The organism is Solwaraspora sp. WMMD937, assembly GCF_029581175.1.
GTDB lineage: Bacteria > Actinomycetota > Actinomycetes > Mycobacteriales > Micromonosporaceae > Micromonospora_E.
This window is the reverse complement of sequence record NZ_CP120738.1, coordinates 6,012,545-6,028,091: the sequence shown is the minus strand read 5'-3', so window position 1 is coordinate 6,028,091 and position 15,547 is coordinate 6,012,545. Positions and strand designations below refer to the sequence as shown.

At 70.0% G+C, this 15,547-nt stretch carries 13 protein-coding genes; 11 read left to right on the top strand and 2 right to left on the bottom strand.

The genetic code is table 11. From position 1 onward, the window contains the following. Positions 1-420 precede the first annotated feature (420 nt). Together O7621_RS26580 and O7621_RS26575 are read left to right on the top strand one after the other, a co-directional pair. Complete coding sequence (locus O7621_RS26580) at positions 421-771, top strand: VOC family protein (RefSeq protein WP_282231745.1); 351 nt, start codon at positions 421-423, stop codon at positions 769-771. A 619-nt stretch (positions 772-1,390) separates the two neighbouring features. Beyond that, on the top strand, positions 1,391-2,686 hold the full coding sequence (locus O7621_RS26575) for a deoxyguanosinetriphosphate triphosphohydrolase (RefSeq protein ID WP_282231744.1): 1,296 nt from the start codon (positions 1,391-1,393) through the stop codon (positions 2,684-2,686). 6 nt (positions 2,687-2,692) lie between these two features. Here the strand turns inward: O7621_RS26575 and O7621_RS26570 are convergent, their stop codons facing one another. Continuing rightward, positions 2,693-3,007, bottom strand: coding sequence for a hypothetical protein (locus O7621_RS26570; protein ID WP_282231743.1), 315 nt, complete (start codon positions 3,005-3,007; stop codon positions 2,693-2,695). A gap of 286 nt (positions 3,008-3,293) precedes the next feature. Between O7621_RS26570 and dnaG the strand changes: the two genes are divergently transcribed. Both dnaG and O7621_RS26560 read left to right on the top strand, forming a co-directional pair. Beyond that, a complete protein-coding gene (gene dnaG, locus O7621_RS26565) occupies positions 3,294-5,195 on the top strand; it encodes a DNA primase (protein ID WP_282231742.1) in 1,902 nt (633 codons plus the stop codon). Positions 5,196-5,197: 2 nt separating this feature from the next. After that, positions 5,198-5,722, top strand: coding sequence for a hypothetical protein (locus tag O7621_RS26560; protein WP_282231741.1), 525 nt, complete (start codon positions 5,198-5,200; stop codon positions 5,720-5,722). A 57-nt stretch (positions 5,723-5,779) separates the two neighbouring features. Here O7621_RS26560 and O7621_RS26555 read toward each other — a convergent pair whose 3' ends face one another. Next, complete coding sequence (locus O7621_RS26555; protein ID WP_282231740.1) at positions 5,780-6,970, bottom strand: ROK family transcriptional regulator; 1,191 nt, start codon at positions 6,968-6,970, stop codon at positions 5,780-5,782. A gap of 269 nt (positions 6,971-7,239) precedes the next feature. On the opposite strand from O7621_RS26555, the gene O7621_RS26550 reads away from it, so the two are divergent. The 7 genes from O7621_RS26550 to O7621_RS26520 all read left to right on the top strand — a co-directional run bounded on the left by O7621_RS26550 (position 7,240) and on the right by O7621_RS26520 (position 15,530). Next, positions 7,240-8,178 (top strand): ABC transporter ATP-binding protein, encoded by a 939-nt coding sequence (locus O7621_RS26550; RefSeq protein ID WP_282231739.1) that lies wholly within the window; start codon positions 7,240-7,242, stop codon positions 8,176-8,178. 12 nt (positions 8,179-8,190) lie between these two features. Then, positions 8,191-8,832 (top strand): GNAT family N-acetyltransferase, encoded by a 642-nt coding sequence (locus tag O7621_RS26545; RefSeq protein ID WP_282231738.1) that lies wholly within the window; start codon positions 8,191-8,193, stop codon positions 8,830-8,832. 401 nt (positions 8,833-9,233) lie between these two features. Further along, positions 9,234-10,070 carry an ABC transporter permease gene (locus tag O7621_RS26540; protein ID WP_282231737.1) on the top strand — a complete coding sequence of 279 codons (837 nt, stop codon included), beginning with the start codon at positions 9,234-9,236 and terminating at the stop codon, positions 10,068-10,070. An 11-nt stretch (positions 10,071-10,081) separates the two neighbouring features. Next, a complete protein-coding gene (locus O7621_RS26535) occupies positions 10,082-10,894 on the top strand; it encodes an ABC transporter permease (RefSeq protein ID WP_282231736.1) in 813 nt (270 codons plus the stop codon). Positions 10,895-11,307: 413 nt separating this feature from the next. Beyond that, positions 11,308-12,423: a sugar phosphate isomerase/epimerase gene (locus O7621_RS26530; protein ID WP_281550955.1), complete on the top strand. Its 1,116-nt coding sequence runs from the start codon at positions 11,308-11,310 to the stop codon at positions 12,421-12,423. 345 nt (positions 12,424-12,768) lie between these two features. Continuing rightward, the gene (locus tag O7621_RS26525) at positions 12,769-13,947 is read left to right on the top strand and encodes an ROK family protein (protein ID WP_281550954.1); all 1,179 of its coding nucleotides are present in this window, start codon (positions 12,769-12,771) and stop codon (positions 13,945-13,947) included. Positions 13,948-14,003: 56 nt separating this feature from the next. Continuing rightward, a complete protein-coding gene (locus O7621_RS26520) occupies positions 14,004-15,530 on the top strand; it encodes a sugar ABC transporter ATP-binding protein (protein ID WP_282234740.1) in 1,527 nt (508 codons plus the stop codon). The last annotated feature ends 17 nt before the right edge of the window (positions 15,531-15,547 follow it).

The following is a 15,547-nucleotide window of genomic DNA, read 5'->3' as shown; positions in this document are numbered from 1 at the left end:
GACCTCGTCCCGACCGACCTGCCGCAGGCGTACGGGCGGGTGGTGGCCGGATGGGGAGGGCGACCGCGGTCGGCGCGGCGTCGGCGACGTTGCGGGCCGCGCGACGGTGGGGCGCAGGGTTCCGCCACCGGGCCGGGTGGGGTGCCGGCGGGCCTCGGTCGGTCGATGATCGACACCAGCGGGTTGTCCAATCGTCCGGTCGAGGCGGCAGTGACGATGTGCTCCTGGCACGTTACCGCAGGCGATGTTTCTTTGTGGACCCGTAACCATCGGCAATCGGACAGCAACTGATAACTGATCGGCTATTGCGAACGATCATCAAACTGACTTCGGGTGTTTGGCCCGTCACCCTGCCGGGTCGGTGGTGGGCACCGTACGGTAGGCCTGGAACCGGGTCCGTACGACCTCAGGAGGTGGCCGGTGGCTAGTCAGTGGGAGAACCTGGTGGTCGACGCCCACGACCCGGCCCGGCTGGCCAGATGGTGGGCGCAGGCGCTCGGCTACCAGATCGTGCACGAGGCGTCGGACGAGGTGGAGATCCGGCGCTCGCCGGACCAACCGCCCGGGCTGATCTTCGTTCCGGTGCCGGAGAGCAAACAGTTGAAGAATCGGCTGCACATCGATCTGCGCCCGACGGATCAGGCAGCAGAGGTCGAGCGGCTGGTCGACATGGGCGCCCGCCGGGTCGACATCGACCAGGGCGACGTCACCTGGATGGTGCTGGCGGATCCGGAAGGCAACGAGTTCTGCGTGCTCAGCGGACGTGGCTGAGTGGCCCGCTCCACCGCAGCCTGCAACAGCAGCAGGAACGTCCGGCCGTCCGGCCCGTCGCCGAACCCCAGCCAGCAGGACTCGGGCCGGCCGTGGGTCTGCCAGCGGGCGGTGACCAGGATGCCGTCCGCCGCCGGCAGGGCCAGCGCGAGCGTGGCCAGTCGGGCCGACCGGGCGTAGCGGTGCGGCGGATCGTCCCCGGCCGTGACCAGGTGCCGCCCGAGCAGGATGTCGACCCGATGATGACGGCGCGGTGGTCGCGCCGATCCGGTCGGGCCGGTCGAACTGGTCAGACAGCAGGCGCTGGCGCCGGCCAGCTCTCCCATGAGCTGGCCGGCGCAGTGCTCCTCGACGGCGTACCGCATCGGTTCGGCGACATCGCAGATGTGTACGAGCCGGCTGGTACGGGTCCACCCCTGGTCAGCCACGCCCCGATTGTGGGCCGGTCGGTGCGGTCCCGCAGGGCCGACGTCAACATCACGACACAAAGTGGAAACTACCCCGAAATCGTTACCCGATCGGGTGACGGCACCGCCGCACCTGGGATCGGTTCCGCCGCCCTGCGGGGCTGGTCGGGTTGCCGGTTCGCCGCCCCGCCAGGGCGGTTAGGCTGCTGAAGGTGAGTGCCTCTCCGGACGGCCCGGCGGTTGGTCGCGCCGCTGACGTGCACCGTCTGGTGCCGGAGCCGGCCAAGGACACCGGCTACGGGCGCAGCCCGTACGAGCGGGACCGGGCCCGGGTGCTGCACTCGGCCGGGTTCCGGCGGCTGGCGGCCAAGACCCAGGTGCATCTGGCGGATCCGAGCGGCGCGGACGGCGTACCCCGGACCCGACTGACCCATTCGCTGGAGGTCGCGCAGATCGCCCGTGAGATGGGTGCCCGGCTCGGTTGTGACCCGGACGTGGTGGACGTCGCGGGCCTGGCCCACGACCTCGGACACCCGCCCTTCGGGCACAACGGTGAGCGGGCACTGGACGAGGTCGCCGCCGGCTACGGCGGCTTCGAAGGCAACGCACAGACGCTGCGGGTGCTCACCCGCCTGGAAGCGAAGGTGATCGGTCCGTCCGGCGATTCCGTCGGGCTCAACCTCACCCGGGCCTCGCTCGACGCTACCTGCAAGTACCCCTGGCCACGCCGGCCCGGCGAGCGCAAGTTCGGGGTGTACGCCGACGACCAGCCGGTGTTCGCCTGGCTGCGCGACGGCGCTCCCGACGGCCGGCGGCGCTGCCTGGAAGCGCAGGTGATGGACTGGGCCGACGACGTCGCGTACTCGGTGCACGACCTGGAGGACGGTATCCATGGCGGCTACATCGACCTCGGCCGGCTGATCGCGGACCCCGACGAACAGGCCGCGCTGGCAGCTGATGTCGCCGCGGTGTACTCCACCGAGTCCGCCGACGACCTGGCCGGCATCCTGGCCGAACTGCTGGCCCGCCCGGCGTTGCGGCTGCTGGTCGGCTACGACGGCAGCCACCCGGCGCAGGCGGCGCTGAAGGGCACGACCAGCATGCTCACCGGGGCGTTCGTCGCCGCCGCGGTCTCCGCTACCCGGGAGCGCTCCGGCGGGCTGCCGGTGCGGCGGTACGCGGCCGATCTGGTGGTGCCCCGGGTGGTGCGCGCCCGGTGCGCGCTGTTGAAAGGGCTGACGCTGCGCTACGTGATGCGTCGGCCGGGTGCCGCCGCCGGCTACCTGCGGCAGCGGGAGATTCTCGCCGAACTCGTCGACGCGTTGACCGGGTACGCCCCGGCCGGCCTGGACCCGGTCTTTCTCCCATTGTGGTCGGACGCGTCGGAGGACCGGGCCCGGGCCCGGGTGATCATCGACCAGGTCGCGTCACTCACCGATCTTGCGGCGATCTCCTGGCACCGGCGGCTGACCCGGCCGGCGGGGCGGCCGGGTCCGACCCGCGTCTGATTCGGTTCACGGCCGGTGGCTCACTCGGCCCTCGGCCGGCGGACGGACCGCGACCAGGTCTGCGGCGAGCAGCGCCGACCACCAGGTCTCGACGTTCGACAGCGATCCGGAGATGATCCGTGGCTGGTCGCCCTCGGTGAGCAGGGTCAGGGCCGAGCCGTCCGGCCAGGCCAGCACCCAGCCGGCGATGTGCGGGAGCTCGTCCTCCGGTGCCAGCTCGGCGTCCTGCCTGCGATAGAGGGCACACAGTCGGGGCGCTTCGTCGAGGGCGATCACGTCCAGGTGGTCGGTGGCGCTGGTCTCGGGCAGCAGCTGGGGCATGGGGGTGCCTCCTCCTTCGGGCTGGGGATCCGGCAATGTAGACAAGACACAGTGAATCGTGAAGAAAGAGAAACAAGCCAGCGAACGGTTCACTAGGTACGACACAGACAGTATTGCCCTGGTTACAGGGAAGGACAAGGTCTGTTCTTCGGCGAGGCGTGGAAAGTGCGTATTGACAGGAGCCTGCCTGGTCAGAGCGGGGTTCGGGAAATTCGTCGCAGCCGGTGAGGTGCCGGGACCCGACTCCCGGTACCCGCACCCTCGGTGATGGTGGCGGCAGGGCAGGATGTACCTCGAAGGGGGGCGGCAGAGCATGGCTGGTCGGATCCGGGACGAGGACATCTCGCTGGTGCGGGAGCGTACGTCGATCGCCGACATCATCTCGGAGAGTGTCACACTCAAGTCGGCCGGCGGTGGCAACCTGAAAGGGCTCTGCCCCTTCCACGACGAGAAGACGCCGTCGTTCACCGTGGCACCCGGCCGGAACGTGTACTTCTGTCACGGTTGTGGCAAGGGCGGGGACGCGATCACCTTCCTGATGGAGGCCGAGCACCTCACCTTCGTCGAGTCGGTGGAGCGGCTCGCCGCCCGCGCCGGGATCCAGCTGCGCTACATCGAGGCCGGTCCCGCGCCGGTCCGCCAGCAGACCGGTCAGCGGCAACGACTGACCGCGGCACACGCCGCCGCGGTCGAGTTCTACGTCGACCGGCTGACCGACCCGGCGGCCCGGCCGGCCCGCGAGTTCCTCGCCCGCCGGGGGTTCGACCGGGCGACCGCCGAACGGTACGCGTGTGGCTTCGCCCCGGACGCGTGGGACGAGCTGACCCGGCACCTGCGCCAGCGGGGCTACACCGCCCAGGAGTTGATCACCGCAGGGCTGGCCCGCCAGGCCCGGTCCGGCTCGTTGATCGACCGCTTCCGGCGCCGCCTGTTGTGGCCGATCCGGGATCTCGGCGGCGACGTCATCGGCTTCGGCGCGCGCAAGCTCTTCGACGACGACGACGGACCCAAGTACCTGAACACACCGGAGACCCCGATCTACAAGAAGTCCCACGTGCTGTACGGGATCGACCAGGCGAAGCGGGAGATCGCCCGGCAGGGCCGGGCGGTGATCGTGGAGGGCTACACCGACGTGATGGCCTGCCACCTGGCCGGGGTGCCCACCGCCGTCGCCACCTGCGGCACGGCGTTCGGCGCGGACCACATCGGCGTACTGCGCCGGCTGCTGATGGACACCGAGGCCGTCGCCGGGGAGATCATCTTCACCTTCGACGGGGACGCGGCCGGGCAGAAGGCGGCGCTGCGCGCGTTCGAGGAGGACCAGCGTTTCGTCGGGCGTACCTTCATCGCGGTCAGCCCGGACAACATGGATCCGTGCGATCTGCGGCTGGCGAAGGGCGACCTCGCGGTGCGCGACCTGGTCGCGCGCCGGGAACCGCTGGTCGACTTCGCGCTGCGGCAGGTCCTGAGCCGGTTCGATCTGGACACCGTCGACGGCCGGGTGGAGGCGATGCGGCGGGCCGCGCCGCTGGTGGCGAAGCTCAAGGACCGGGACAAACGCCCGGAGTACGTGCGCAAGCTCGCCGGCGACCTCGGGATGGAGATCGAACCGGTGCAGCGGGCGGTGCTCGCGGCGGCGGCCGGGCCGCAGCGGACCGCTGGCGGCCGGGCCGCAGTGCCCGAGCCGGCGGCGCCGAAGCCGCGCAATGAGCCGGACGATCCCCAGGCGCTGGTCGAACGGGAGGCGTTGAAGCTCGGACTCCAGGTGCCGGTGCTTGCCGGTCCGATGTTCGACAACCTCGGCGCGGAGGTCTACCAGCATCCGGTACACGCCGTGCTGCGGGACGCGATGGCGCAGGCCGGTGGGGTCGCAGCCGCCACCACCGGAGCGGTGTGGATCGAGCGGGTCCGGGACAATTGCGCCGACCTCGCGGCCCGGGCGTTGGTCGCCGAGCTGGCGGTCGAACCGCTGCACGTCGACCGGGACGCGGACCCGTACTACGTCTCGGTGACCCTGGCCCGCCTGCAGTGGGGAGCGGTCACCACCCGGATCCGGGAGCTGAAGTCCAAGGTACAGCGGATCAATCCGGTGACCAACCAGGACGAGTATCTGACCCTGGCCGGAGAGCTGTTCTCCCTGGAACAGCATGCGCGTGCGTTGCGCGAACAAGCCGTGGGAGGGTTGTGACGGTGTGGAATCTGTTTCGGCGTAGCGCCCGGCTGCCGGCCGCCCAGCGGCCGCCGCTGGACCGCGACGAGCGGGTGCTGGCCTGGAGTGGGACCGCGACCGGCACACTGGTCGTCACCAACCGGGGCCTGTGGTTGCCGGGCCGGGACACCCGGCTCGGCTGGCACCAGGTGCACAAGGCGGTCTGGTCGGGCGAGACGCTCGTCGTCACGCCGGCCGAGACGGTGTCTGAGCACGACGGCTACACCGTGGTCGCCGACGGACCGGCAATCTCGTTCGACCTCTCGGACCCGGGAGACGTCCCGGACCAGGTCCGGACCAGGGTGACCCGGTCAGTCGGCTACAGCATGCACCACCAGCTGGACGGTGGCGGGGCTCGGGTGGTGGGCCGGCGGGTGTCCGGCATCGACGGCCTGAGTTGGACGGTGCGCTACGACGCCGGCGTCGACACCGACGCTGCCTGGCTGCCCGAGCGTACCGCCGAATTGGTGGCCGCGGCCCGGGCGTCGGTCGAGCAGCAGCCATGACCGGCGGCCGAGGTGGAGCCGTCCGGTGGCGGATGCGTCCGGGCCGGGCAGGTCGGCTCAGCTGGCGGTGAAAACGTGGTCGCTGATCATCCGGGTGGCGCCGATCAGACCGGTCTGGTCACCCAGCTCGGACAGGACGATCGGCATGTCACCGGTGGCCAGCGGCAGTGAGCTGCGGTATACGATGCCTCGGATCTCGGCCAGTAACGCGTGACCCATTCCGGCGAGCCCACCGCCGATCACCACCATCCCCGGGTTGAAGAAGCTCACCAGCCGGGCCAGCACCTGGCCGACGCGTCGGCCACCGTCGCGGACCATGCCGACCGCGACCGGGTCGCCGGCGGCGGCCGCCCGGGTGACGTCCAGCGCGGTGAGCGTGCCGATCCGGGCGAGCTGTTCGGCGAGCTGGTCGGAACGCCCGGCTCGGGCGGCCGCGACCGCGTCGCGGGTCAGCGCCGCACCGCCGAAGTACGCCTCCAGGCAGCCGACGTTGCCGCAGAGGCACTGCGGCCCGTTCTCGTCGACAGCGGTGTGGCCGATGTCGCCGGCGCAACCGTTGGCCCCCCGGTAGACGTCCCCGCCGACCACTATCCCGGCGCCGATCCCGGCGCCGATCTTGACGAACAGGAAGTCGTCGAACGAACGGGCGATGCCGGCGTGTTTCTCACCGAGCGCCATGATGTTGACGTCGTTGTCGACCAGCACCGGGCAGCCGAGTTCGGTGCTGAACATCTCCCGTACCGGGAAGCGGTGCCAACCCGGCATGAACGGCGGCGAGACCGGCACACCCTCATGGAAACTGACCGGACCGGGCACCCCGATGCCGGCGCCGGTGAACCGCGTGGTTCCTGAGTCGGCGGCCAGTTTGGTGACCAGCTCGAGAGCCTGCGCGATCACCGCTGTCGGACCCTGGCGCAGCTCGGTGCGCTCGGTCAGCCGGGTCACGACCTGCAGCTCGCCGTCGGTGAGCGCCACGTCCAGGGTGCTCGCGCCGATGTCGATGCTGAGAAAGCGGGTGGCGGCTGCGATCCTGACGATCGACGACGGACGACCGCCCCGGGACGCGGCCGGACCGGCGGTCTCCACCAGACCCCGGTCGATCATCCGGTCGAGCTCGGTGGCCACCTTCGACCTGGACAGGCCGACCGCGTCGCCGAGTTCGGCGCGCGAGCACGGGCCGTCGCGGAGCAGGCGCAGAATCTGCGCCTGATGCGTGTTCTCCGGCCACACTCCCAGCACGTTGGTCATTGTCCTTTACCTGGGTCCGGCACGTGGCGTCGTCCGACGTGGAGGGCCGGTGGACACGCGGGCGAAGCGGACCGGCGTGGGCAGGGACCGGGCAAGGTGACGAACTCGCCCGCTGACCCGGGAGTAGCGAGTCAGGATGGCAAACTTAGTGCATTGAAGCGCAAACTTCAAGACGTTCGTACTATACTTTGTCCTCAATCTGACGAAAGGCGCCTCGCTCGCGAAACTCGCTGGCGTCCCTGTCGGGGCCGCGCGGTAGCGTCGTGGCCGTGACTGAACGGGGTAGCGGGCCACTTATCCACGCACGCGGTCTGGTCAAGCGGTTCGGGGCGTTCACCGCGGTCGCCGGCATCGACGTCGATGTCGCGCCCGGTGAGGCGTTCGGCTTCCTGGGACCGAACGGCGCCGGCAAGAGCTCCACCATGCGGATGGTGGGCTGCGTCTCCCCGCCCAGCGGCGGCATTCTGCGAATCCTCGGGATGGATCCGCAGCAGGACGGCCCGGCGATCCGGGCCCGGCTCGGCGTCTGCCCGCAGCTGGACAACCTCGACCAGGAACTGACGGTACGGGAGAACCTGGTCAGTTACGCCCGTTACTTTCAGATCCCGCGACCGGTCGCCCGGCGCCGCGCCGACGAACTGCTCGATTTCGTGCAGTTGCGCGACCGGGCGGGCAGCAAGGTGGAGCCGCTGTCCGGCGGCATGAAACGCCGGCTCACCATCGCCCGTGCCCTGGTCAACGAGCCGGACATCGTGCTGCTCGACGAGCCGACCACCGGGCTGGACCCGCAGGCCCGGCACCTGGTGTGGGAGCGGCTGTTCCGGCTCAAGCAGCGGGGTGTCACCCTGGTGCTGACCACGCACTACATGGACGAGGCCGAGCAGCTCTGCGACCGACTGGTGGTGATGGACGGCGGCCGGATCGTCGCCGAGGGCTCGCCGCCGGACCTGATCACCCGCTACTCCACCCGTGAGGTGGTCGAACTCCGGTTCCCGACCGACGACCAGGACAGCTTCGCCGGCAAGCTGGGCGGAATCGCCGAACGGACCGAGGTGCTGCCGGACCGGATCCTGCTCTACACCGGCGACGGCGACGGGGCGCTCAACGAGGTACACCGCCGTGGGCTGGCGCCGACCAGCGCGTTGATCCGGCGCAGCGGTCTGGAGGACGTCTTCCTGCATCTCACCGGCCGGACCCTGATCGACTAGAATCGGCCGGGCATGATCGCGCAGACCGACCGGCTGTCACTACGCCGCTTCACCATCGACGACCTGCCACTGCTCGTCGAGCTGGACAGTGACCCCGAGGTGATGCGGTACCTCACCGGAGGCAGACCGACCCCGGCCGAAACCGTACGCCGCGAGGTCCTGCCCGCGATCCTGCGTGACTATCTTCGCTTTCCGGGCTTCGGCAAGTGGGCCGCCATCGAGCGCTCCAGCGGGGCCTTCATCGGCTGGTTCGCGCTGAAGCCGGCCGCCGCCGGTCCGGCCGGCATCGGTCCCGCCAGCGGTGTGGTCAACGGCCGCAGTGGCCGGCTGGCGATCACCGAGGTGGAGCTCGGGTACCGACTGCGGCGCGCCTCCTGGGGCCGGGGGTACGCCTCGGAGGGTGCCCGAGCGCTGCTGCGGATGGCGTTCGACCACCCGACCGTCGACCGGGTCTTCGCCGAGACGATGGCGGTCAACGTCGCCTCGCGGCGGGTGATGGAAGCGGCCGGATTGCGCCTGGCCCGCTGCTTCCACCTGCAGTGGGACGATCCGATCGAGGGCGTCGAGCACGGCGAGGTCGAATACGAGGTGCGCCGGATCGACTGGGTGGAGCGCGCCGCGGCGCCGGCGATCGAGCGCAACCGCCTGCACTGACGGCGGGAGTCCCGGTCGGCGATCGGTCCGTGTGACGCCCTGGAAGCCCTGCCGATCCGTGACTTCGGCCTGGCGGCGCCGCGTCTGACCCGGTCCACCGAACGCTTCGAGCCGTACCCCGCCATTCTCGTGCCTTCCACCACGGGCGACACCGAGCGGTAGTGGTTGGCCGCCGGGCAGGCGCTGCAACGGGTGCTGTTGCTGACCACCGTCGAGAACCTGGCGACCATCCCGGGCGGCGGACCCGGGAGACGGAAATACCGGTGAGGATGTCCCGCCGTCGCCGTAGAGTACGCCGGGCCGGTAGGTCTCGGGCGGTCGTTCCGGGGCGTCGTTTCCACGATGTCGTACCCGGGCGGTACAACATCGGCCGGGACCGGGTACGGGGAGGGCGACGACGGATGTCCGGGACAGACACTGGCGCGACGCCGACGGTAACGACAACCGCGCGATCGACCGGGGCGCGGGCCCGGAGCTGGTTCGGGCCGGCGTCGAGCGTCCTGGAAGCCAACCTGACCGCCTACCGGCGGACCTGGCGGTCGTCGGTCTTCTCGTCGTTCCTGCTGCCGCTGTTGACGGTGCTCAGCTTCGGAGTGGGGGTGGGAGCCTACGTTGACCAGGGGGTCGGTGGGTTCAGCTATCTCGACTGGATCGTCCCTGGTCTGATCGCTTCCACCGCGTTGCAGGTGGCCATCGGGGAGTCCTCCTGGCCGGTCCTGGGCGGGTTCACCTGGCAACGGACCTACTACTCGCAGATAGCCGCTCCGCTACGGATCGCCGACATCGTCGGCGGGTTGCTCGCCTTCGTCCTGCTGCGGGTGCTGGCGAGTGCCGTGGCCTTCGTCGCGGTGGCCGCCGCGTTCGGTGCGCTGCACTCGGGTTGGGCGGTGCTGACCCTGCCGGTGGCCGTGCTGCTGGCAGCGGCCGTCGCCCTGCCGGTGGCCGCCTTCGCGGCCACCATCCGCAGCGACAGCTACATGGTCATCGTGTTCCGGTTCGCGGTCATCCCGATGACCCTGTTCGCCGGAGTGTTCTTTCCGGTGGAGTCGCTGCCGGTGACCGTGCGCTGGCTGGCGTACCTGTCGCCGCTCTGGCACGGGGTCGACCTGTGCCGGGCGGCCTCGCTCGGCATCATGCCCGCCTGGTCCGTCCCCGGGCATCTCGGCTACCTGAGCCTCTGGGCGGCGGCCGGGTGGTGGCTGGCAGTCACCCGGTTCCGCAAGCGTCTGATCCACTAGAGGAGGCAACAGTGGTGACCCTCGTCCTGCCGCAGATGCTCGGGGTCGGCGCGGCCGTGCGGCGGGCCGGGTCGGTGATGGAGCGCAACGCGGCCGCCCTGAAGTCCGCGTACTGGGTGGTGATGATCTCCGGGGTGGTCGAGCCGTTGCTCTACCTGTTCTCGATCGGTGTCGGCGTGGGCCGGCTGATCGGGGACATCACCCTGCCGGGCAGCGGGGCCGTCATCGGGTACGCAGCGTTCGTCGCCCCAGCGATGCTCGCCGCCTCGGCGATGACCGGCGCGTTGTCGGAGACGACGTTCAACTTCTTCGCCAAGATGAAGTTCGTCAAGCTCTACGACGGGATCCTGGCCACCCCGGTCCGCCCGACCGAGCTGGCCTTCGGTGAGCTCGGCTGGGCGATGGCGCGGGGCAGTATCTATTCGGCAACCTTCCTGCTGGTGATGGTCGCGATGGGGCTGACGACGGTCCCCCGGGCGCTGCTGGCGTTCCCGGCCGCGATCCTGGTCGGGTTCGCCTTCGGCGGGCTCGGCATGGCGCTGTCCACCTACATGCGCAGCTGGCAGGACTTCGACCTGATGGGCTCGGCCCAGTTCGCGGTCTTCCTGTTCTCCGGGACGTTCGTGCCGGCCGAGGCGTACCCGTCGGTGCTGCGCTGGCTGGTCGAGCTGACCCCGCTGTACCGGTCGGTCCACCTGATCCGGGCGATCGCCGTGGACACTGTCGGGTGGATGCAGTTGGTCGATGTCGGCTATCTCGTCGCGGTGACGGTGCTCGGGCTGACCGTAGCCGGGCGTCGGGTAGGTCGGCTGCTCTGCAACTGACGTCCTAGGAGCACCCTTCTGCGACAGTCATCGATCTTGTCGGGCCCTGTCGTACAGACTTCTGGCTGGCGGAAGACAAAGCCATCGGTAGTTCACCTGAAAGTTTGGTTCGTCGGGGTCTTTCTTTCCCCTGGTCTCCGGGGTTAATGTCTGCCCCAGACGTAACACCAGCGACACAGCGTCGTAAACGCCGGTCGCGACCAGGGCCACCAGGCCCGAGCTGTCTCCCGCCAGGGGCGTGGCGGTGACAGCCGCGGTTCGGGTCGGTGCCGCGACCGCAGCACCGACCCGAACCCACCCATCCGAACCCCCGCCCCGGGGTCGTGCGTTTCGGCGGCGTGCGGCTCCGTACACCCCGACCCTCCTCACTCGTCATCGGCGGCTCTGCGAGCCGCTGCAGAAAGGTGGACAGAATGGACGAGGTGCTACGCCGCAACGGGCAACTCTCGCCACCCAATCCGGCGCTCACCCGCCGCAACATCCTCGCCGCATCGGCCGGTGCCGCTGCCGTGCTCGGTGCGGCCGGGCTGCCGGTGCTGCAGACCAGCCGTCCGGCCCGGGCCGGCGGCGGCTGGTCCGTGGACCCGCTGATCCCCGAGCAGAACCGGGGCATCATCCTCTACTCGGTCCGGGACCGCATCCGGGCCGCCCCGGACGACAGCGGCGTACCGTACGGCTTCGAGCGGGTCCTGGCCCGCCTGGCGGAACTCGGTTACAAGGAGATCGAGTTCGCTGGTTACACCCAGAGCGAGGAGATCCTCGGACGGCAGATCACGCCGACCGAGATCCGCAAGATCCTGGACGACAACGGCCTGGTCGCCAACGGCACCCACGCCAGGATCAATGCGGAGACGTTCCAGCAGGAGCTCGACATCGCCGAGGAACTCGGCATGAAGAACATCGGCACCGGCAGCGACCCGACCCGCAGCGACTACCAGTCGGACTGGGACGAGGCCGCTGACCTGTGGAACGAGCTCGGCCGGCAGGCCCGGGAACGCAAGATGCGGCTCTACACCCACAACCATGACGCTGCGTACAACTTCCTGCTCGACTCCGGCCCGCTGGACGAGCAGGGACGGCCGACCCGTTCGTCCGGTGTCCGCAAGCTCGAGTACTTCATGGCCAAAACCGACGCGAAGTACGTCTACTTCGAGATGGACATCTACTGGGGCTACGTCGCCCGGCACAAGCACCACACGTTCATCAACTCGGCTGGTCGGGAGCGGACCCGAGTGTTCGACCCGATCCTGACGGTGGCCCGTCGGCCCCGGCGGTTCCCGCTGTTCCACGCCAAGGACGGTGCCAGGAGCCCGGAGCAGAGCAACGGCTACGAGATGACGCCGATGGGCGACGGCGACATCAACTTCCAGCAGTTCTTCCAGACCATCGGGCACTACGACTTCCACCACGCCAACTGGGAGCAGGACACCGCTCCCGGCGGATCGGAGAACCCGGGTCAGTCGCTGGAGTTCGCCGAGCGCAGCTACCAGCACATGTCGGAACTGACCGTCTACAGCCAGGGCGAGTGATCCACCGGTCGCCCGCCACCCGGCACGGCGGCCACTGATCCAACCGCGTGAACCGGCCGGGGTGCCGACCGCCGCAGCGGCGGCGGTCGGCACCCCGGTTCCGCGTGTCCGGGTTCCGCACTCGTTGAGCGGGGGCCGATCCGTCGATCCCTCGTGCCCTGAACCAGATACATCGGGCCAGGTCAACCCCGGTTCGAGCACGTTTCACCAACTTCTGTCACGATCAGAAAAAGTTTTGCTTCAGCAGACCGAAACTCTGGACACGAGACTGAGAAGACTCTTAGTGTTTCGGTCACGACACGCCGAGGTCGCCTCGGTGTTAACTCACGGTCGGAGGTGGACCCCATGCGTACGGCGGATCCTCTGCACCTCCAGCTGCTGCGACTGTTGCGGGACAGCGGACCGGTCTCCCGGGCCGAGCTCGCAGACCAGCTGGAGATTCCCCGCCCTCGCCTGCTGTCCGAGTTGGAGCGGCTGGTCGCCTCCGGCTTCGTGACCGAAGCAGGGATGGCCGCCTCACGGGGCGGCCGCCGCTCGACCCTGGTCGAGCTCAACCCGGACCTGCGGTTCGCCGCGATCGACCTGGGCGCCAGCTCGGTCGACGTGGAGATCACCAACGGCCGGCTGGAGCCGGTGGCCGCGTACACCGAACCCGCCGACATCCGGCAGGGGCCGAAGGTCATCCTGCACCGGATCAACGAGCTGCTCGCCAAGGCCCGGGTCGAAGGGGTGCACGAGCGCCTCGACGGTATCGGCATCGGGGTGCCCGGGCCGGTCAGCTACCGCGACGGAGTGCCGGTCTCCCCGCCGATCATGCCGGGCTGGGACCGGTTCCCGGTCCGTGAACTGCTCGCCCGGGAGCACGGCTGCCCGGCGGTGGTGGACAACGACGTGAACATCATGGCCATCGGGGAACGGCACGGCGGCGTGGCCCACTCGGTCGACGACTTCCTGTTCGTCAAGCTCGGCACCGGCGTCGGCTGCGGCATCTACCTCGCGGGCCAGGTCTACCGGGGGATCGACGGCTGCGCCGGCGACATCGGCCACATCCAGGTCGACTCGCACGGTCCGATGTGCTCCTGCGGCAACGCCGGATGCCTGGAGGCGCTGTTCAGCGGTGCGGCGCTGGCCAAGGAGGCGGCCGCCGCCGCCCGGGCCGGCACCTCTCCGGCGCTGGCCGAGCGGCTCACCCAGCGGGCCGAGCTCACCGCGCGCGACGTCGCCGAGTGCGCCATGGAAGGTGACGTCACCTGCATCCGGCTGATCCGCGACGGCGGCCGGCGGCTCGGCGGCGTCCTCGCCGGTCTGGTCAGCTTCGCCAACCCGTCGATGATCGTGATCGGCGGTGGTCTGGCCCACCTCGGGCACATCCTGCTCGCTGAGATCCGCAGCGTGGTCTACCGGCGGTCACTGCCGCTGGCCACCGGCAACCTGCCGGTCGTGCTGTCCGAGCTGGGTTCGCGGGCCGGCGTGACCGGCGCCTCCGTGCTGGCCAGCGACGTCGCCTTCGAGCAGGCGTCGTGAGCGCCCCCGAGGCCACCGGCGCCGCGCCGGTTGACGAGCCCGGTGGTACCCCGACCGTGACCGCCGGCGGCGACGTGGTGCTGCGGCTGACCGACGTCGTGAAGACCTTCCCCGGGGTACGCGCGTTGGACGGGGTGCAGCTCGAGGTACGTGCCGGGGAGGTGCACTGCCTGCTCGGCCAGAACGGGGCCGGCAAGTCGACCCTGATCAAGGTGCTGGCCGGCGTGCACCGCCCCGACTCGGGGCGGGTCGAATGGCAGGGCCGACCGGTCCGGTTCGCCAACCCGCAGGCCGCGATGCGGGCCGGCATCGCCACCATCTACCAGGAACTCGACCTGGTCGACGACCTCTCCGTGGCGGAGAATGCCTTCCTCGGCCACGAGCCGCGGACCGCGGGCTTCGTCCGTCGGTCGGCGATGGCTCGACGCACCCGCGACATCCTGGGCCGACTCGGCCACGCTGAGATCCGACCCCGCGGGCTGGTCCGATCGCTTCCGGCGGCCGGCAAGCAGGTGGTCAGCATGGCCCGGGCACTGTCCCACCAGGCCAAGCTGATCATCATGGACGAGCCGAGCGCGGTGCTCGCCCACGACGAGGTCGAGAACCTGTTCCGGATCATTCGCGAACTGACCGCTCAGGGCATCGCGGTCATCTACATCTCGCACCGGCTGGAGGAGATCCGCGAGATCGGTGACCGGGTCACCGTACTCAAGGACGGCCGGACCACCGCGCAGAACCTGCCGGCCCAGACCACCCCGACCAAGGAACTGGTCAGCCGGATGACCGGCCGGTCCATCGAGTACGTGTTCCCACAGCGGGAGCCCAACCCACACGGGGAGCAGTTGCTGGAGGTGTCCCGACTCGGCCGCGCGGGGGAGTTCAGCGACGTCTCACTGACTGTCGCGCGGGGGGAGATCGTCGGCATCGCCGGTCTGGTCGGTGCCGGTCGTTCGGAACTGCTGGAGACGATCTTCGGAGCCCGGACCGCCGACACCGGCAGGGTCACGATGGCCGGCAAACCGGTACGGGCCGGCAGCGTCGGCGCCGCGGTGCGGGCCGGCATGGGCATGGCACCGGAGGAACGCAAGAGCCAGGCACTACTGCTGGGCGAACCGATCTTCCGAAACATCACGTTGGCCACCTTCGGTCGCCTCGCCCGGGTCGGGTTCACCGACGCCGGCCGGGAGGTCAGCGCCGCCGAACGGGTGGCCGGCTCGCTGGAACTGCGTCCCCGGGGCGTGCACCGTCCGGTGCGCCAGCTCTCCGGCGGCAACCAGCAGAAAGTGGTGGTCGGCCGGTGGCTGCTCGGTGACACCCGGCTGCTGCTGCTCGACGAGCCGACCCGGGGCGTCGACGTCGGTGCCCGGGCCGAGCTGTACCAGGTGATCCACGACCTTGCCGCGCAGGGCGTGGGCGTCCTGCTGGTCTCCAGCGAGGTGCCCGAGGTACTGGGGCTGGCCGACCGGGTGCTGGTGATGCGGGAAGGACGCGTCGTCCACCAGGCCCCGGCCGGTGAGATCGATGAGGAGACCGTGCTCGACCTCGTCATGTCGGGGTCGGCGAAGGAAAGCGCCACGGCGTGACCGGGCGACCCGACCGG

Bases quoted from the DNA above. Each gene is read 5' to 3' on its own strand.
- O7621_RS26570 (WP_282231743.1), bottom strand. From the start codon at position 3,007: ATGCCCCAGCTGCTGCCCGAGACCAGCGCCACCGACCACCTGGACGTG.
- dnaG (WP_282231742.1), top strand. From the start codon at position 3,294: ATGTACCTCGAAGGGGGGCGGCAGAGCATGGCTGGTCGGATCCGGGAC.
- O7621_RS26555 (WP_282231740.1), bottom strand. From the start codon at position 6,970: ATGACCAACGTGCTGGGAGTGTGGCCGGAGAACACGCATCAGGCGCAG.
- O7621_RS26545 (WP_282231738.1), top strand. From the start codon at position 8,191: ATGATCGCGCAGACCGACCGGCTGTCACTACGCCGCTTCACCATCGAC.
- O7621_RS26540 (WP_282231737.1), top strand. From the start codon at position 9,234: ATGTCCGGGACAGACACTGGCGCGACGCCGACGGTAACGACAACCGCG.
- O7621_RS26530 (WP_281550955.1), top strand. From the start codon at position 11,308: ATGGACGAGGTGCTACGCCGCAACGGGCAACTCTCGCCACCCAATCCG.
- O7621_RS26525 (WP_281550954.1), top strand. From the start codon at position 12,769: ATGCGTACGGCGGATCCTCTGCACCTCCAGCTGCTGCGACTGTTGCGG.